This window comes from Clavibacter vidaverae (assembly GCF_047529985.1).
In the GTDB taxonomy this organism is placed as follows: Bacteria; Actinomycetota; Actinomycetes; order Actinomycetales; family Microbacteriaceae; genus Clavibacter; species Clavibacter nebraskensis_A.
The window spans coordinates 2451011-2467606 of record NZ_JBLJAM010000001.1 but is presented as its reverse complement, the minus strand read 5'-3'; the positions used below and the strand labels follow the sequence as shown (position 1 = coordinate 2467606).

The following is a 16596-nucleotide window of genomic DNA, read 5'->3' as shown; positions in this document are numbered from 1 at the left end:
GATCAGCTCATCCCGAGTCGCCGTGACCGGACCTCGCTGTAGACAGACCCGTCGATGTATCCGTCCCACCGCGCTTGCGATACTTCCGACCAAGCACCCGGCCGCTCGACGGCGAGGTCGTCTCCCGGGTCCGTCGCATCGCGCGGCACGTACGGATACCGCGCCAGCTCATCCACCAGCCGCTCCCGATCGATCAGCCCCACCGCGTACCGCTCGCAGATCTCCATCGGCAACGCACCCGAGAACCCCTCCAGCGGCAGGCTCACCTCGCGCGCCGCACGCAACCGCGCGACATCCTCCCGACGGAACACCCGCAGCTCCCGCGCCAGCTCCTCCTCGGAACGCCCGGCATCCAGCAGCCGCCGCACCTCCCGCAGGTAGTCCAGCTCGGCCAGACGGAACCGCAGCAGCGCCGACGCCGCCGGAGCCACCTCCTCGGGAACATCCCCTGCACTCATGAACCGATCACCTTCCTCGTCATCTCCCTCTCCCTCTGCCCGCACCAGTCGATCTCGACGGCCCGACCGCCCGCCGGATCCCCGGCAGCGCCCGCGCCTGCAGCACCTCCGCCGCTGGCCCCGTTCGCGTCGGCACCAACGGCCCACCCCGCGTCGCCCGCGTCATGTCCGTCTCGAGACTCGGACCCGTGCCCGCCTCGGCCTGCTCCGCCGTCGTCCGGTAGACGCGATACCGCGACACCGCCGGCGACTCCTCCGCCACCATCCGCGCGTTCGCCTCCGGCCGCGAACCGCCGCCCGGCTCCCCGTACACCCACGCCCCGAACTCGCTCGGCACCCACCGACCCCCGAGGCCCTCGCCCTTCTCCGCGAGCGCGTTGCCCTCGCGCCACCGCGTCCGGATCCGCTCCTCCGACACCTCCCGCGGCACCTCCACGTCCACGACCTGAACGTCGTACCCGGCCGCCTCCAGCCGCCGAGCGAGGTCGCGGGCCTTCGCGTCCGACGAGAGCACAGTGTCGAGGATGACGTCGTCCCCGTCAGCCAGGCACTGGCGCTCAAGCCGTCGGGCGAGGTAGTCCGACTCCTCATGCACCAGCGACGACAGCTCCATGGGGAAGAAGCGCTCGCCCTCGGCCTCACGCCGTCGGACGGCGTCGGGGACCACCCACCGCTCGTAGGTGCCGTCCGCCTCCGCCTGGGCGAGGAGATCGACCTTGAACTCGTCAGGGTCGATCACGACGTACTCGTTCGCCCGGGAGCCCAACAGTTCGTCCCGTGCCCTCGACTTGCCCGCTCCCGGCGGGCCAGCCATCAGGATCGCCCTGCGGTTCTGTCGCACGCCCGGCCGAGCAGCCCGCTTCTCCGCCAGCAGACGGTCGTGGAGCACCTCGCGGTCGTACTCGGGCCGCCCGTCGGTCCACCACTCGGGATTGCGCGTCGTCGCCGATGCGGAGTCGAGCGTGAGCGGGCCCCCCGGCCGTGACATCTCTCGTAGCGATGCTAGGTGCTCCTCATCGGACGCGGATGCCACGCGTCACTCCGGCTTCGTGCGGGTGAGCTCGAAGATCTCCTTGTACACCTGGTCGTCGATGAGTCCGCGCCTTCTCGCGTCCGACACCTCCGCCCAGATGCCCGGCGCCTCGATCGCGATCCAGTCGAGCGCATCCGGCGTCGGACCCGGCACGTACGGGTACCGGGCCAGCTCGTCCACCAGCCGCTCCCGATCCAGCATGCCGGCCGCGTAGCGCTCGCAGATCTCGTACGGCAGCGCCCCCGAGAACCCCTCCAGCGGCATGCTCACGTCGCGCGCCCCACGAAGCCGGGCGAGATCCTCCGGGCGGAACACCCGCAGCTCCCGCGCCAGCTCCTCCTCGGGACGCCCGGTATCCAGCAGCCGCCGCACCTCCCGCAGGTAGTCCAGCTCGGCCAGACGGAAACGGAGCAGCGCCAGCGCCGCCGGCGCGACCTCCTCGGGAACATCGCGTGCGGTCATGCGGCAGCCTCCTCGTGCGGGTGGACGGGTACGTGGTCGGGCAGGGGCCGCGCGCACGGCCGAGCGGCCGTCGAGCGGATCCGGGTGCCGGAAGCAGCCAGGCTAGGGCAGCCGGCGACACCGCGGTCGCCGGGTCGCACCGCGCGCGTCAGCTCGCCGCGCGGCCGCCCTTCGGGACGAAGTCCGCGCGCTGGTTGCTCGTCTCCTCGAGGAGCCGCCGGACGGCCGCCTTCTCGATCAGCCAGCGGCCGCCGGGCCGCATGGCCGGGATCACGCCGTCGCGCAGCCAACCGAGGATCGCCGGGCGGCTCTTCTGGAACAGCTCCATGAGGTCGCGGTGCGTGAGGTGGTCGGGGTAGGCGTCGAGCGGATGCGGGTACGGCTCGTGCGGCGGCACCGGCACGGTCGACGTCGACTCGAGCCACTCGCGCACCTCGGAGCGGAACGCGATCCACGAGTGCGAGATGCGGTAGCCGGGGATGATGCCCTTCGCGAACCAGAGGCTCACGGTCGTCTGGCCGATCTGCAGGATCCGCTGCAGGTCCGCAGACCGCAGGGTCGCCGGCAGCGCGTCCCAGGGGTCGTCGTCTGCCATGGGCGGATGCTGCTCCGGTCGCGTCGGGGACGGGATGCTCGAATTTACCCGCCTGAGCAATTATCGCCGGTCGTCCCCCGGGAGTGGCAACCCCCATCCGCTCAGCCCGTCGCATGCCGGCACTCCCCGCCGCAGAGCGTCACGCCGAACACGCCGAAGAAGGCCTCCGGATCCACGTACCCGGTCACCGGCGCCCCCTGCGTCTGCGACTGCGGCAGCGCGCTCACCCGGGCGTCGGTGGATCCGCGCGCGTCGATGCGGATGTCGAGGTGGCACCCGGTGGAGGGCCCGTTCGACCCGACCTTGCCGATCTCCTGGCCGGGCGTCACGGCGTCCCCGACGTGGACCTCCATGTCCGGCTCGTACATGTGCAGGTAGCTGATCGTGTAGCCCGCCGCCGACCGGATGGAGACCGTGTAGCCGCCCGCCGTCGTCACGCTGCCGGCCTGCGCGGCGAGCACGGGCGAGCCGCAGGAGTAGCCGGAGCGGCCCGACGCGGATCCGCTCTCCCGGGTCTGGTAGTCGTTCGCCGGGTGCCAGGAGGACGCGCCCGCCGTCGGGCTGACGCGCGGGCCGTAGCCGGAGGTCTGGTCGAAGGGCGCCTTCAGCGGGAGCACGGTGCCGCCGGCGGAGCACTCGCCGACGGGCGCGGGCGTGGCCGAGGGTTCCGGAGTGCCGGACGCGGCAGGGGTCGCCGCCGGAGCTGGGGCCGCGGTGCCCGCCAGCTGCGCGACCACGTCCTCGGCCGGCTGCTGGAACCGCCGGTAGTGGTACGGGTCCTTGTTGATCTGCACCTCGTGGATCGCGAGGGTCGGCTCGAGCGAATCCCACCCCTTCACGGTCTGCAGGCGGGCGAGGAACAGCTTCGCGCTCGACGTCGGATCCATGCGCTCCTGCACCGAGCCCCATGACGACTGCTGCTGGAAGAGGCCGAGCGAGTCGGCGATGGAGCCGTCGGGGTTCACCGCGCCGTCCCCGTAGTCGATGGCCCGGAGCGACGACTCCCCCATCGCCGCCATGACCCCGAGCACCTGCGCCTGCCGGGACAGGCCGAGCCCGGCGGCGGCGTCCATGATCGCGGCGGCGTTGTCGAGCTGGTCGCCTGCGTAGCCGTCGACGGGCGTGCGCGGCCCGGTCGACGAGGACGCCGCGCCCTGCGTCGTGCACGCGGACGCGTCGTCGCCGCCGAAGCCGAAGAGCACCAGGAAGACGATCATCCCCATCAGCGCGGCGGGCGTGCCGATGAGGATCAGGCCCCCCTTGCCGGCGCCGTTCACTTGTCGCGGACGGCCTGGATCTCGTCCGCCAGCCACGGAGCCGTGGTCGACGAGCGGACGAGCGCGACGTCGTAGTCACCGTCGTCGGTGGGCACGCGCACGATGAGGGCATAGGCGGTCGGCGCGGGCATCACCGTGCCGGTGCCGGTGCCGGTGACCGCGTGGGCCGTGAGCCGCGACGGGATGGTGGGCACGAACGCGACCGCGCCCTGCTGCGACAGGAGCGGCGTCATCTGCCGCTCCCACTCGGCCTCGGCGATGCCCGGCTGCGCGTAGGTGCGCATGACCCGGTCGGCCGCCGCGAGCGCGGACGCCTGCGCGGCGGCGTCGGCGGTGGGCTCGGGCTCGGCCGCGGCGCCGTCGTCCGTCGCGCCCGGGGAGGAGGTGCCGGAGTCCGCGTCGTCGCCGGTCGTGCCCGCGGCGCCGGCGACGCCCGGCGAGGCGAGCGGATCCGCGGCGGCGCCCGACGCGCTCCCGTCGTCGTGCACGGTGACGCTCGCGCATCCGGCGGCCCCGAGCGCGAGGGCGGCGGCGAGCGCGACGGCACCCGCCCCGCGGACGGCGGACGAGCGCGCGGCGGGGACGCGCCGGGCGACGCCGCGCGCGACGCCCGCCCGCATCAGAGGCCCCGCGCCACGGCCGCCCCCGCGCGGAGCCAGGCCCGCTGCGTGGACGCCCGGAGCGCGCCGTAGTTGAGGACGTCCGCGCCGAGCGCCGGGTCGTAGGGCACCGTGACCACGTCGCGGGCGAGCGGCGCGAAGCCGTCGGAGATCTTGGCGAGCTCGGCGGGGGCCAGGTCGTGCTTGTGCGCGCTGACCACCACGACCGCGCGCTCCGCGAGGTCGGCGAAGTGCCCGCCGCGCTCGGCGAGCCCCTCGATGAGGAGGGCCGCCGACTCCGCGGCCTTGGCCTCGCCGATGGTGGGCACCACGATCTGGTCGGCCCGCTCGATGGCGCGCAGCCACATCGGGTCGGTCTCGTCGTTGCCCGAGTCGATGAGCACGAGCCGGTAGAACTTGGCGGCGACCGCGTGGATCAGGTCGACCGTGGTGTCGTCGAAGCGCTGCTGGGTGGCGAGCACCTCGGGCTTCGAGCGGAGCACGTCGTAGCGGTCGCGGGTCTGGTGGTGCACGAAGTGCGCGAGGTCGGCGGACTGCGCGCCCGTGCCGAGGAGCCGGTCGACTTGCGGCAGGAGGTCGAGGATGCTCGCGTCGTGCGGCCCCTGCTCCGTGCTCCAGCCGAGGGTGCCGCGCGTCTGGTTGTTGTCCCAGGCGAGGACGCCCGCACCGCCGTGCCGCGCGAAGACGGAGGCGAGGCAGATGGTGGACATGGTCTTGCCGACCCCGCCCTTGCCGTTGACGACCGCGACGGTGCGGGGACCGGGCCAGTGCTGGCTGACGAGGCGGGTCCACTCGCGCTCGCGGCGCTCGGCCTCGGACGGCGACATGCGGATCCCGAGCCGCGTGAGGGTGCCGCGCATGCCCTGCGTGGCCGGCTCCTCCACCTCCTCGCGCGTGAGGAAGGACTGGCGGGCGGCGCGGCGGGTGAGCGGCGGATCCGCGGGGGCGGCGGGAGCGGGCGCGGAGGCGGATCCCGCGGCGGGCGGCGCGGCAGGGGCGAGCGCGTGCGCGCCCGGGGCGACGGACGCGGGCCCGGACGCGGACGCCGTGACGGGCGGCGCCGCGGAGACCGCCGACGCGGCCACCGGAGCGGCGGCGGATCCCGCGGGCACGGCGGCGCCGACCGGCGCCGGCTCCCCCGCCGGCTCCGCGATCGCGTCCGTGCGGTCGAGCTCGCTGAGCGCCTCGATCGTCCCGTCGGGCCCGACCGCGAGGGCCTGCGACCCGTAGCGGTCGCGCGTCGTCAGCCGGACCGCCCGCTGCATCTGCTCCGCGGTGCCGCGCACGCTGAGGAGGATGCCGCGCCGGATCTCGTCCTCCTCCGCCTCCGCGAACGGCGTCGCGACGCCGTTGACGGTGAGGACCCCGGTGGCCCTGCCGCCGGCGGTGGGCGTGATGATGGCGTCGATGCGGGGGAACGCGGGGACGGGCGGGGCGTCGGTCATCTGCGGCTCTCGTGAGGGGGCGTCGTGCGGATCGTGCGTGCGGGACGCCGCCCGCCCATGTGGAGAGGAGCCGCGCGGACGCGGCGGGGTCGGCCAGGGTCGATGGCGGCGAGACAGTCTCGTGGAAAATGCGAGCAGGAGCAAGCACTTGCGCCCGCGCAAGCACTTTGACAGCATCACCCCTGCACCGTCCTGTCGACATCCCCCACCCGGTGGATCACGCGTGAGGCGAGCACGAGACCCGGCGGGTGGGATGGGCGAGGCATGAGCGACAGCGGCAATCCGTGGGTCATCGGCGCGCCCGCCGCGACCGAGCCCGCCCCCGCGATCGAGGCCCCGCCGCTCACGCGACGCGAGCGCCTCCGCGGCCCCCGCGCCCCGCAGCCCGCCACCGTCGCCGCCCCCGCGACCTCCGACCGGCTGCCCGTGCGAGCCCAGGCCGCGTCCGCCGCGCTGTGGTGGGTCGGCGCCCACGGCGGTGCCGGCGAGACGACGCTCGCGCGCCTCGCCGCCGGATCCCGCGCCGCGGATCACGCCTGGCCCGCGCCCGCCGCCGGATCCGCCGCCTCCCGCGTGGTCGTGGTCGCCCGCACCGACCACTCCGGCCTCCTCGCGGCGCAGCGCGTCGCCCGCGAGTGGGCCTCGGGCCAGGTCGCCGGTCTCGTCGAGCTGGTCGGCCTCGTGCTCGTGGCGGATGCGCCTGGCCGCCGCCCCAAGGAGCTCCGCCAGCTCGAGCAGCTCGTCGCCGGCGGCTACCCCCGCGCGTGGACCCTGCCGTGGATCGACGCGTGGCGCCTCGGCCCCGCGGATCCCGCCGACATGGGCCGCGAGCACCAGCGGCTCCTCGCCGACCTGCAGCTCACCTCCTCCCCCCGCTAGCCCCCCTTCCACGAGAGGTCCCCCGCATGTCCCCCACGCTCCTCGCGCTCGACGCCGTCCACCAGGCGTCCGCGCACATCCACCACGCCATGGACGCCGTCGCCATCGACGTGCCCAACGGCGACGCCCAGGCCCCCGCCGACTGGACCGAGAAGTTCGGCCGCATCATCGGCATCGCCAAGTGGGTGCTCCTCCCCCTCGCGGTGCTCTCGCTCATCGCCACCGGCGCGATGCTCTTCCGCAACAACCGGCACGAGGGCGGCGAGATCCAGGAGCGCCTCATCAAGATCGGCTTCGGCCTCTTCCTCGGACTCGGCGCCGCGTCGCTCGTGAGCTTCGTGATCGCGTAGCGCGACCTCCGACTCCCCCGCCACCCGCTCCCCGAGAGGATCCCGTTGAGCACCCCCGCCACGCCCGCACGCACGCGCCCGCTCCTGATCGCGATCGTCGCGCTCCTCTCGCTGATCCTGGTGGGCGGCGGCATCGCGGTGGCGACGGGCGCGTTCTCGGGCGGCGGGGTGCCGGTCGCGGCCCCGACTGGCGACGCGGCCGCTGCAACGGAGGCAGGCACCTCGACGAGCGCAACCGCGCTCCCGGACGGCACCGCCTCCGTGTGCGGCCTCCCGGGATACGAGGAGTCGAGCTCTCTCGCCACCGCTCCGCAGGCGCATTGGGTGATCATCGGCAACACCGCGGTCCCCCAGGACGCCACAACCACGGGGCCCGGGAAGGTCGAGGACGACGGCAGGTTCACCACCTGCTTCGCACACACGGCGGCCGGCGCCCTCTTCGCGAGCATCAACTTCCTCGCCGTCGGCACCGACTCGCGCAACTTCCCTCGCCTCTACGAACTCCTGGCGGAAGGAGATGCCCGGGACGTGGCGCAGTCGGTCGGCTCGACCAGGGAGGCGCAGGACTCGTCGGGCGACTCCGGCGCGCAGGTCTCCGGGTTCAAGGTCGACCGGTACTCCGCAGATGAAGCCACTGTCGATCTTGCGCTCTCCTACTCAGGCAACCAGCCGCAGCTGATCAGCATGCCGGTCGTCCTCCGCTGGGAGCACGGCGACTGGAAGATCGTGTTCGGCAAGGACGGCCCGCCCATCAAGCCATCCGCGCTCACGAGCCTCGGGGGCTACATCCCGTTCGCGGGGGTGTGACGCCGTGGTCGACCGCACCAGTGACATGCCCCTCGCCGTGACCGTCCAGCAGCCCCATCCCGCCCTCTCGAGAGGATCCTCATGAGCACCCCCGCCACGCCCTTTCACAAGCGCCCGCTCTGGATCGCCATCGCGGCGTTCCTCGCGCTCGTCCTCGTGGGCGGCGGCATCGCGGTGGCGACGGGCGCGTTCTCGGGCGGGGGGTCTCCCGCCGCGGCACCGACGCGCGACGCGACCGCCGCCGAGCCGGCGACGCCGGCCTCGCCAAGCGCATCCGCGCTCCCGGACGGCGCCGCCTCCGTCTGCGGCCTCCCTGGATACGAGGAGACGAGCTCGCTGGACACCGCGCCCGCGACGACCTGGAAGCTCGTCGGCACGGTCGCTGTGCCGGACGATCCCGAGGGAGCGGGCCCGGGCCGGACCGACTCGGGCGGGCTGCGCACGTGCTACGCGCACACCGCAAAGGGCGCCCTGTACGCGGTCGTCAACTACATGGGGCAGTCGACCGACGGACGACTGAGGACGCGCATCGCCGACCTTGCCGCCCAGGGTCCTGGCAAAGCGGCAGCAGCCAAGTCGCTCGCTTCCCCCAGCTCGTCCTCGGACGGACGTCTCCAGGTCGCCGGTTTCAAGATCTCGGCGTATTCGGGCTCCGAGGCGACCGTCGACGTGGCCACCGCGATCACGAGCAAGGGCGGCGCCCTCGTCAGCTTCCCGATCGTCATGCGGTGGGAGGACGGCGACTGGAAGATCGAGCTCGCCGACGACGGCACGCTCCCGCTCGACCCCTCGCAGATCCAGAGCTTGGGCGGCTACATCCCGTGGGCCGGGGCCTGAAATGTCCTGCGGGTTCGGCGATCTGGTGGGCTGCGGGACCGATGCGATCGCATCGGCCATCGAGCAAGGCGCGAAGAACACCCTCGAGCAGCTCATGGACGCCGCGCTCGAGACCTTCGGCAAGGTCGTCGCATCCCTCGGCACCATGTGGGTCTACATCCCGGGGCCGCAGTTCACGAAGGGCGAGGGCTCGACCGTCGGCTACGAGCCGAACTCGGCTGTCACGGGTGACTTCGACACGCTGCTCGGGTACATCGCGTGGATCGGGCTCATCGTCGCCGTCCTCTCGATCATCGGCTTCGCGATCCTCTACATGCGCGCCCGCTCGGCCGAGACCGGAATGGACGCCCTCGGGCGGCTCGGGCTGGTGCTCGGCGGCGTCTTCCTCATCACCAGCGCGTCGTCGCTGGTCGCCTGGGTCATTCCGAAGACGGCTCCGGACGGATCCACCACAGCCGTGGGGTTCTTGCAGAACTCCACCTGGTTCGTCGTCCTCGCGATGGCGGTCGGGTCGGTGATCCTCGCGGGCATCCGGCTGGCGTGGACGCAGCGGGCGGAGCCGGTCCGCGAGCTGCTCCGGTCCCTGGTCACCCTCGTGATGGTCTCCACCATCGGGCTCACGGTGATCCAACTGGCCGTCCGGCTCGGTGACGCCTTCGCGGTCGGCGTGCTGAACGCGGCGACCAAGTGCGATGTGGCGGACGTCGGCGGGAACTGCTTCGGCAGCAACATCGCGCTCATGATGCAGCTCACCGCGCAGTCGCCCCTGGGGACCATCGGCGTCCTGATCCTCGCCCTCATCGCGATCCTCATCTCCTACGTGCAGATCGCCATGATGATCGTCCGGTCGGCGATGCTGGTGCTGCTCGCCGGGATCCTGCCGCTCACCGCCAGCTTCACGAACACGCCGACCGGGAACCAGTGGTTCCGGAAGTCGCTGGGGTGGCTCACCGCGTTCATCCTCTACAAGCCGGCGGCCGCGCTCGTCTACGCCGCCGCGTTCCGCCTCATCGGCACCGACCTGTTCGCCAAGGACGGGCAGGGCATCTGGGCCGTGCTCACCGGGGTCGCGCTCATGCTCATTGCGCTGATCGCGCTGCCCGCGCTCATGCGGTTCATCGCGCCGATGGTCGCGCCGGCCGGCGGGGTGTCGGGTGCGGCCGTGGCGGGCGCCGTGATGGGCGGGGCCGGCGAGGCCGCGTCCGGGGCGATCAAGCAGGCCGGATCCATGGCGAGCCGCTCGAACAGCGGTGGCGGCGGCGGCGCCGGCGCGGGGGGCGGCCCCTCGGGTGCCGCCAACGCGAGCGCCGGCGCACGCAGCGGCACCGCTGCCAAGGGCGCGGCCGCCGGGGCCAAGGCCGGCGCCGGCGCGAGCGGCGCGGCGGCGGGCGGAGCGGCCGGCGGAGCCGCTGCCGCGGGCGCCGCGGTCGCCGGACCCGTCGGGCTCGCCGCGCTCGGCGTCGCGAAGCTCGCCGAGGGCGCCAAGAAGGCCGCGCACGCCACCAAGGGCGCCGTCGAGGACGCCGCGGGAGAGGGCCCCTCGGGGGCCAGGTAGGGACACGGATCCATGAGCGCCATCGAGGGCCGCGCCACCGCGCGCACGTACGGCAACTGGCGGAAGCCGCGCACCCGCGGCGTCGGCGGGCTCGGCATGTTCCCGACGATGTTCGGGTTCGCCGGGGCCGTGATGGTCATCATCGTCGCCACCAACAAGGGACTCGTCGCCGGGGTGATCACGGCGGCGGTGTTCGCCGGCGTGCTCGCCGCGGTCGCGGTCAAGGACAAGCACGGGGAGTCGGGGATGATCCGGATCATGAACCGCGCGGGCTGGCTGTTCGCCCGCAACCGCGGCGCGCACCTCTACCGCTCGGGGCCGCTGGGCTTCGCGGAGTGGGGCACGGCGCAGCTGCCGGGCCTCGCCGCGGGATCCCGCCTCACCGAGTGGAAGGACTCCTACGGCCGGCCGTTCGCGCTGATCGAGGTGCCGTCGACGAACGACTTCACGGTCGTGCTCGGGGCCGAGCCCGACGGATCCGCGCTCGTCGACCAGGAGCAGGTCGACATCTGGGTGGCCGAGTGGGGCTCCTGGCTCGAGGCGCTCGCGGACGAGCCCGGCCTCGTGGCCGCGTCCGTCACCCTCGAGACCGCGCCCGACACCGGCACGCGGCTCGCCTCCGAGGTGCTCGGCCGCATCGACGACCGCGGGTCCGACTTCTCCAAGAGCGTGCTGCGGAAGATCGTGGCCACCTACCCGGCGGGCGCCGCGACCATCAAGGCGTACGTCGCCATCACCTTCGCGGGCGCCGCGCGCACCGGCGCCGCGCGACGCAGCGCCGAGGAGGTCGGCCGCGAGCTCGCGTACCGGCTGCCCGGCCTCACGTCCGGCCTCTCCTCCACGGGCGCGGGGGCGGCCCGGCCGCTCACGGCGCAGGAGCTGTGCGAGGTGGTGCGGATCGCCTACGACCCGGCCGCCGCGATCCTCATCGACCAGGCCAACTCGGCCGGGCAGGCCACCGAGCTGTACTGGCCGGAGGTCGGGCCGACCGCGCACCAGGCCGCGTGGGACTCGTACCGGCACGACTCCGCGCTCTCGGTGTCGTGGATGATGTCGCAGGCGCCGCGCGGGAACGTGGGCGAGTCGATCCTGTCGCGCCTGCTGGCGCCGCACCGGCACATCGCCCGCAAGCGCGTGACCATGCTCTACCGGCCCATCGACCCGGCGCGCGCCGCCGCCATCGTCGAGGCCGACAAGCGCGACGCGGAGTTCCTCGTCGGGTCGACCCGGAACCCCACCGGCCGGTCGCGCAAGGACGTCATCGCCGCCTTCGCCAACGAGTCGGAGGAGTCGGGCGGCGCGGGGCTCGTCAACTTCGGCATGGTCGTGACGGCCACCGTGCAGGATCCGGCCACCATCGAGGACGCGCGCGCCGCCGTCGACAGCCTCTCCGCGCAGGCCCGCATCCGGCTGCGCCTCGTGCACGGCTCGCAGGACTCGGCGTTCGCGGCGGGCCTGCCGCTCGGCCTGGTGCTGCCGCGGCACCTCGCCATCCCGCACGACATCCGGGACCAGCTGTGATCCGCCGTCCGGCCGCCGCCCGCCGCCCGGCCGCGTCGCCCGCCGCCACTCGCCACGAGAGGAGCCGCCGTGCCCGCGCTTGACCAGGGATCCCGCAAGGTCGCCACCCGCCGCACCCGGAAGCTGGCCGCCGACGCGGCCCGCGCGGCATCGGAGGCCGAGGCCCGTCCCCCGGCGCCGCGCCCGACCCGCGAGGAGCGCCGCGCCCTCCGCGCCGCCTCCCGCTCCGAGCGGCGCCCCTCCCCGCGCGGCTGGCTCGGCCGGGCCCGCGGCGAGACCGTGCTCGTGCAGCCGGCCCCCGAGTGGCGCGGCACCACTGTGCAGGTGTGCGGCCTGTGGCCGTACGCCGTGGGATCCAGCAGCCCCATCAGCGGCGTGCCGCTCGGCCTACACCTCGACACGGGCGCGACGGTGTGCGCCGACCCGATCTCCTGGTTCCAGTCCGGGATCATCTCGAACCCGTCGATCTTCGCCCTCGGCCTCCCCGGCCTCGGCAAGTCCACCCTCATCCGGCGCATGTGCGTGGGCGGCGACGGCATGGGCTACCTGCCGCTCGTGCTCGGCGACCTCAAGCCCGACTACGTCGACATGGTGCACGCGCTCGACGGCCAGGTGATCACGCTCGGGCGCGGGCGCGGGCACCTCAACGTGCTGGATCCGGGCGGCGCGATCGAGGCCGCCGAGCAGCTGCGGGCCGCCGGCTTCGAGCAGGAGCGGCAGCGCCTCATCGCCGACGCCCACGGGCGCCGCAACACGATGGTCTCGTCGCTGCTCACGATCCTCCGCAAGCAGGCGCCCGACGACGTGGAGGAGTCGATCATCGACGCCGCCCTGCGCGTGCTCGACGACGAGTTCCCGGGCGTGCCCGTGCTCGCCGACCTGCTGCGCGTGATCCAGGACGCCCACCCCGCCGTGCGCGACGTCGCCGTCGATCGCGGCGACCTCGGGCGCTACCAGGAGATCACCCGCGGGCTCGAGGCCAGCCTCATCAGCCTCACGCGCGGTGGCCGGCTCGGCGAGATCTTCGCGCAGCAGACCGACGTGGCCATGCGGCACGACCGGCCCGTGGTCTACGACGTGTCGTCCATCGACGAGTCGGACACCGACCTGCAGGCCGCCGTGCTCCTCGCCTGCTGGTCGCAGGGCTTCGGCACCGTGAACGTCGCGACCGCGCTGGCCGACGCGGGCCTCCAGCCGCGGCGGCACTACCTCATCGTGATGGACGAGCTGTGGCGCGCCCTCCGCGTGGGCAAGGGCATCGTCGACCGCATCGACTCGCTCACGCGCCTCAACCGGCAGCGCGGCGTGGGGCTCGCGATGATCACGCACACCATGTCCGACCTCCTCGCGCTCGCCGACGAGCAGGACCGGATGAAGGCGCGCGGCTTCGTCGAGCGCGCCGGCATGGTGGTCGCGGGCGGCCTGCCGCGCGCGGAGATGTCGATGCTCACGCAGGCGGTCGCCCTCTCGCGCTCGGAGCAGGACCTCGTGATGTCGTGGCAGAACCCGCCCGGCTGGTCGCCCGACCAGGAGCCGCCGGGACGCGGGCGGTTCCTCATCAAGGTCGGCGGGCACCCCGGGATCCCGGTGCACGTGGAGCTCACGGAGGAGGAGCGGCACATCAACGACACGAACAAGGCCTGGCACGCGACCGAGTCGTTCCCCGAGCCCGACGAGACGACGGCGCGGCCGCCCGAGTCGCAGGTCGCAGCCGTCGACGACGCCCTCGAGGCCGTGGAGGCGGGCGCCGCATGAGGGCCGAGCAGACGAACCGCCGAGCCGAGCCGGGGCGCGCGAACCCGGGCACGGTCATCGCGACCTGGGCGATCGGCATCGCCGCCGGGCTCCTCGCATCGGCGTGGGCGGGACTCGCCGCGGCGCACGCGCTCACGGGGGCGGGGACGGCGCTGCCCGGGGATCCGCTCGCCGTCGCCATCGCGCTGAAGAAGGGCGAGGTCGCGTGGACCCCGCTCGCCGTGGTGATCGCCGTCGCGGTCGCCGCGCTGCTCGCGGCCGGGACGGTCGTCGTCGCCCGCGCCCTCCGCCGCCTCGGCCGCGAGCGCACGCGCGTCGACCGCAGCGCCCGCTACCTCGCCTCCGCGTCCGACCTCGGCGGGCTGCGCGAGCGCGCGGCCCTCGCGACGGCCGCGCGCCTCGGCGTGCCAGGCCGTCCGGGCGTCCCGCTCGGCCGCGACCTCCGCGGCGGCGGCATGCTCTACGCCTCGTGGGAGGACGTGTCCATCGGCATCGCCGGCCCGCGCGTCGGCAAGACCACCTCGCTCGTGGTGCCCGCGATCCTCGCGGCGCCCGGCGCGCTCGTCACCACGTCGAACAAGCCCGACGTCGTGCACGCCACGCGCGACCTGCGCCAGGGCGTCGGCACCACGTGGGTGTTCGACCCGCAGCAGGTCGCGGGCGAGGAGCCGACCTGGTGGTGGGATCCGCTCTCCTCCGTCGTCGACGACCAGTCCGCCGCGAAGCTCGCCGGCCACTTCGCCGCCGGATCCCGCGAGCCCGACGACCGCGGCGACGCGTTCTTCGACGCGGCGGGCAAGGACCTCCTCACGGGACTGCTCCTCGCGGCGGCGCTCGACCGCCGGCCCATCACGGACGTGCTCCGCTGGCTCACGGATCCGGACGAGCGCGAGATGGTGGCCGTGCTCCGCCGCGGCGGCTATCCGCTCATCGCCGACGACGTGGAGAGCGCGTCGCGCACCTCGCCGAGGCAGCGGGACGGCGTGTACGCGACCGCCCGCAAGATGGCGGCCTGCGTCCGCAGCTCCCGCGTGAACCGGTGGGTCACGCCGGCGGGCGGCGACGCGGCCGCGGATCCCCGCCCCCGCCTCGACCCCGACGCCTTCGTGCGCGGCACCGACACCCTCTACTCGCTGTCGATGGAGGGCGAGGGCACGGCCGCTCCCCTGGTCACGGCGCTCACCGTCGCGATCGTCGAGGCCGCCGAGCGCCTCGCGCGCACCCAGCCGGGCGGGCGCCTCGGCACGCCGCTCCTCTGCGTGCTCGACGAGGCCGCCAACGTGTGCCGGTGGAAGGACCTGCCCGACCTGTACTCGCACCTCGGCTCCCGCGGGATCCCGGTCATGTCGATCTTCCAGTCGTACGCGCAGGGCGTCGACGTGTTCGGCCGCGAGGGCATGCGCAAGCTCTTCAGCGCCGCGAACGAGGTCGTGTACCTCGGCGGCGTGAAGGAGGCGGAGTGGCTGCGGGAGCTGTCCGAGCTCATCGGCGACTACGACCACGAGAGCGTCTCGAGCTCGACGACGCGCGGCGTCCGGTCCACGAGCGTGCAGAACAGCAGGCGGCGGATCCTCGACACCTCCGAGCTCGCGGAGCTGCCGCGGGGCCGCGCGGTCCTGCTCGCGTCCGGGGTGCGCGCCTCGATGATCGCGACCGTGCCGTGGATGGACGGCCCCGCGGCGCCCGTGATCCGCGCGTCCCTCGCCGCGGCCGACGCGCGCGCCGTCTCCGGGTCGGGGGCGGCGTCATGACGGACGGGTTCAGCTGGGGCGCGGATCCCGTCGCGGCCACGGAGCCGGTCCACGCCGACCTCGACGCGTTCGTGCGCGGGTTCCTCGCGCCCGCCTACCGCCGGGAGGTGAGCCCGCGCGGCGAGAGCCGGTGGGATCCGGAGTGGTGGCGCCACCCCGAGGCCGTCGCCCGGCTCGAGGCGCTCTGGCTCGCGTGGGAGGCCCTGCGCCTCGAGGGCGCGACCGGCATGAGCGTGTGGTGGCGGGATCACGCCGACTACCACCTCGCCGTCCTCATGGGCCCGACGGGTCCGTTCGCGCGCAGCTCCGCCACCACCGAGGCCGGGGAGCCGCTGCCGTGCGCGCCGCTGCCCGGCGGCCCTCCGGATCCGCTCGGCCCGTCAGCGGGAGCGGCGTCGTGAAGCGCGAGGTGCCGGGCTGGTTCCGCCTCCTGCTCTGCTGGCCGGCGCTGCTCGTGCTCGGCATGGGCCTGCTCGGGCTCCTCACGCTGATCGCGCGCCCCGAGCTGTTCACGCGGCCGGAGACCATCGTCCCGGGGCTCGTGCTCCTCGCCCTCTGCGTCGCGGCGGTGCGGACCCTGATCCGCGGCGCGCGCGTGCTGGCGGGCATGGTCCGCGGCGCCCGGCACGAGCTCGCGCGGCCGGCCCGCGAGGCCGCCGCGGCCGAGGACCTCGCCGTCCGCAGCGCCGCCGGCTGGGCGGAGGCGTGCCGCCTGCGGGCGTCGCTGCTGCGCGGCGAGGCCCCGCCCGGGATCGCCGTCTGGGACGTCGTCGCCGAGCCCGGCGAGGTGTTCCTCTACGACGTGCAGGCGGACTACGAGCGGTACTACGGGCAGGACGTCACGTACCAGCGCTCCGGCGGGTTCCTCGTCGGGAGCCCCGCCTTCGTGGTCGCCGGGATGGCGGTCGCGGCCATCGGCAACGCGTCCCGGCGGAGCGCGGCCGAGGCGCAGGCTGCCGAGCAGTGGCGCGAGCTGCAGCCCGTCCGGCTCGTGATCTCCGACCGCCGCCTCCTCTGCCAGGTCGGCGGGCGCTGGCTCGCCTTCTGGTACGCCGGCATGACCGCGGTCTACCCCGAGGTCGCCGAATGGGCCCTCGTCTGCCAGTTCCCGGACGTCGAGCCGCTGCGCCTGCGCGGCGTCGACGCCCCCATCGCGGCCGTGCTCACGGTGCTCGGCACGCAGGGCCTCGACGCGCTGCGCGACCACCCGAGCCTGCAGCCGCTGGGGGCGGTGGCGCCGGACGCGTGAAC

Annotated in this window: 17 protein-coding genes; 10 read left to right on the top strand and 7 right to left on the bottom strand. The window is 74.3% G+C overall.

Annotation, left to right across the window (positions count from 1 at the left end):
* Nucleotides 1-2: 2 nt before the first annotated feature.
* From ACMT9T_RS11885 to ACMT9T_RS11855, 7 genes are all read right to left on the bottom strand, one after another.
* On the bottom strand, nucleotides 3-458 hold the full coding sequence (locus tag ACMT9T_RS11885) for a hypothetical protein (RefSeq protein ID WP_414745725.1): 456 nt from the start codon (nucleotides 456-458) through the stop codon (nucleotides 3-5).
* Between the two features lie 19 nt (nucleotides 459-477).
* Nucleotides 478-1491 carry a zeta toxin family protein gene (locus ACMT9T_RS11880; RefSeq protein ID WP_414745724.1) on the bottom strand — a complete coding sequence of 338 codons (1014 nt, stop codon included), beginning with the start codon at nucleotides 1489-1491 and terminating at the stop codon, nucleotides 478-480.
* A gap of 3 nt (nucleotides 1492-1494) precedes the next feature.
* A complete protein-coding gene (locus tag ACMT9T_RS11875; protein ID WP_414745723.1) occupies nucleotides 1495-1953 on the bottom strand; it encodes a hypothetical protein in 459 nt (152 codons plus the stop codon).
* Nucleotides 1954-2101: 148 nt separating this feature from the next.
* Nucleotides 2102-2548: a helix-turn-helix domain-containing protein gene (locus ACMT9T_RS11870; RefSeq protein WP_414745722.1), complete on the bottom strand. Its 447-nt coding sequence runs from the start codon at nucleotides 2546-2548 to the stop codon at nucleotides 2102-2104.
* A 101-nt stretch (nucleotides 2549-2649) separates the two neighbouring features.
* Nucleotides 2650-3825, bottom strand: coding sequence for a M23 family metallopeptidase (locus tag ACMT9T_RS11865; protein ID WP_414745721.1), 1176 nt, complete (start codon nucleotides 3823-3825; stop codon nucleotides 2650-2652).
* Nucleotides 3822-4445 carry a hypothetical protein gene (locus tag ACMT9T_RS11860; RefSeq protein ID WP_414745720.1) on the bottom strand — a complete coding sequence of 208 codons (624 nt, stop codon included), beginning with the start codon at nucleotides 4443-4445 and terminating at the stop codon, nucleotides 3822-3824. The genes ACMT9T_RS11865 and ACMT9T_RS11860 overlap by 4 nt, the downstream gene beginning before the upstream one ends.
* Complete coding sequence (locus ACMT9T_RS11855) at nucleotides 4445-5890, bottom strand: MinD/ParA family ATP-binding protein (protein ID WP_414745719.1); 1446 nt, start codon at nucleotides 5888-5890, stop codon at nucleotides 4445-4447. The genes ACMT9T_RS11860 and ACMT9T_RS11855 overlap by 1 nt, the downstream gene beginning before the upstream one ends.
* A gap of 264 nt (nucleotides 5891-6154) precedes the next feature.
* Here ACMT9T_RS11855 and ACMT9T_RS11850 point away from each other — a divergent pair, with 264 nt between their 5' ends.
* The 10 genes from ACMT9T_RS11850 to ACMT9T_RS11805 all read left to right on the top strand — a co-directional run bounded on the left by ACMT9T_RS11850 (nucleotide 6155) and on the right by ACMT9T_RS11805 (nucleotide 16594).
* Nucleotides 6155-6769 carry a DUF6668 family protein gene (locus ACMT9T_RS11850; RefSeq protein ID WP_414745718.1) on the top strand — a complete coding sequence of 205 codons (615 nt, stop codon included), beginning with the start codon at nucleotides 6155-6157 and terminating at the stop codon, nucleotides 6767-6769.
* Between the two features lie 26 nt (nucleotides 6770-6795).
* The gene (locus ACMT9T_RS11845) at nucleotides 6796-7119 is read left to right on the top strand and encodes a hypothetical protein (RefSeq protein ID WP_053775336.1); all 324 of its coding nucleotides are present in this window, start codon (nucleotides 6796-6798) and stop codon (nucleotides 7117-7119) included.
* Nucleotides 7120-7164: 45 nt separating this feature from the next.
* The gene (locus tag ACMT9T_RS11840; RefSeq protein ID WP_414745717.1) at nucleotides 7165-7926 is read left to right on the top strand and encodes a DUF8175 domain-containg protein; all 762 of its coding nucleotides are present in this window, start codon (nucleotides 7165-7167) and stop codon (nucleotides 7924-7926) included.
* 81 nt (nucleotides 7927-8007) lie between these two features.
* Nucleotides 8008-8763 (top strand): DUF8175 domain-containg protein, encoded by a 756-nt coding sequence (locus ACMT9T_RS11835; RefSeq protein ID WP_414745716.1) that lies wholly within the window; start codon nucleotides 8008-8010, stop codon nucleotides 8761-8763.
* Between the two features lies 1 nt (nucleotide 8764).
* The gene (locus tag ACMT9T_RS11830) at nucleotides 8765-10318 is read left to right on the top strand and encodes a TrbL/VirB6 family protein (protein WP_414745715.1); all 1554 of its coding nucleotides are present in this window, start codon (nucleotides 8765-8767) and stop codon (nucleotides 10316-10318) included.
* 12 nt (nucleotides 10319-10330) lie between these two features.
* The gene (locus ACMT9T_RS11825) at nucleotides 10331-11839 is read left to right on the top strand and encodes an SCO6880 family protein (protein WP_414745714.1); all 1509 of its coding nucleotides are present in this window, start codon (nucleotides 10331-10333) and stop codon (nucleotides 11837-11839) included.
* A 69-nt stretch (nucleotides 11840-11908) separates the two neighbouring features.
* A complete protein-coding gene (locus ACMT9T_RS11820) occupies nucleotides 11909-13594 on the top strand; it encodes an ATP/GTP-binding protein (RefSeq protein WP_414745713.1) in 1686 nt (561 codons plus the stop codon).
* Nucleotides 13591-15345 carry a type IV secretory system conjugative DNA transfer family protein gene (locus ACMT9T_RS11815; RefSeq protein ID WP_414745712.1) on the top strand — a complete coding sequence of 585 codons (1755 nt, stop codon included), beginning with the start codon at nucleotides 13591-13593 and terminating at the stop codon, nucleotides 15343-15345. Before ACMT9T_RS11820 ends, ACMT9T_RS11815 begins: the two co-directional genes overlap by 4 nt.
* Nucleotides 15342-15746, top strand: coding sequence for a DUF4913 domain-containing protein (locus ACMT9T_RS11810; RefSeq protein ID WP_414745711.1), 405 nt, complete (start codon nucleotides 15342-15344; stop codon nucleotides 15744-15746). Before ACMT9T_RS11815 ends, ACMT9T_RS11810 begins: the two co-directional genes overlap by 4 nt.
* A complete protein-coding gene (locus ACMT9T_RS11805; RefSeq protein WP_414745710.1) occupies nucleotides 15743-16594 on the top strand; it encodes a hypothetical protein in 852 nt (283 codons plus the stop codon). The genes ACMT9T_RS11810 and ACMT9T_RS11805 overlap by 4 nt, the downstream gene beginning before the upstream one ends.
* The last annotated feature ends 2 nt before the right edge of the window (nucleotides 16595-16596 follow it).

Coding starts and splice junctions, on each gene's coding strand:
- ACMT9T_RS11885 (WP_414745725.1), bottom strand. CDS start 458: ATGAGTGCAGGGGATGTTCCCGAGGAGGTGGCTCCGGCGGCGTCGGCG.
- ACMT9T_RS11875 (WP_414745723.1), bottom strand. CDS start 1,953: ATGACCGCACGCGATGTTCCCGAGGAGGTCGCGCCGGCGGCGCTGGCG.
- ACMT9T_RS11870 (WP_414745722.1), bottom strand. CDS start 2,548: ATGGCAGACGACGACCCCTGGGACGCGCTGCCGGCGACCCTGCGGTCT.
- ACMT9T_RS11860 (WP_414745720.1), bottom strand. CDS start 4,445: ATGCGGGCGGGCGTCGCGCGCGGCGTCGCCCGGCGCGTCCCCGCCGCG.
- ACMT9T_RS11855 (WP_414745719.1), bottom strand. CDS start 5,890: ATGACCGACGCCCCGCCCGTCCCCGCGTTCCCCCGCATCGACGCCATC.
- ACMT9T_RS11850 (WP_414745718.1), top strand. CDS start 6,155: ATGAGCGACAGCGGCAATCCGTGGGTCATCGGCGCGCCCGCCGCGACC.
- ACMT9T_RS11845 (WP_053775336.1), top strand. CDS start 6,796: ATGTCCCCCACGCTCCTCGCGCTCGACGCCGTCCACCAGGCGTCCGCG.
- ACMT9T_RS11835 (WP_414745716.1), top strand. CDS start 8,008: ATGAGCACCCCCGCCACGCCCTTTCACAAGCGCCCGCTCTGGATCGCC.
- ACMT9T_RS11830 (WP_414745715.1), top strand. CDS start 8,765: ATGTCCTGCGGGTTCGGCGATCTGGTGGGCTGCGGGACCGATGCGATC.
- ACMT9T_RS11825 (WP_414745714.1), top strand. CDS start 10,331: ATGAGCGCCATCGAGGGCCGCGCCACCGCGCGCACGTACGGCAACTGG.
- ACMT9T_RS11815 (WP_414745712.1), top strand. CDS start 13,591: ATGAGGGCCGAGCAGACGAACCGCCGAGCCGAGCCGGGGCGCGCGAAC.
- ACMT9T_RS11810 (WP_414745711.1), top strand. CDS start 15,342: ATGACGGACGGGTTCAGCTGGGGCGCGGATCCCGTCGCGGCCACGGAG.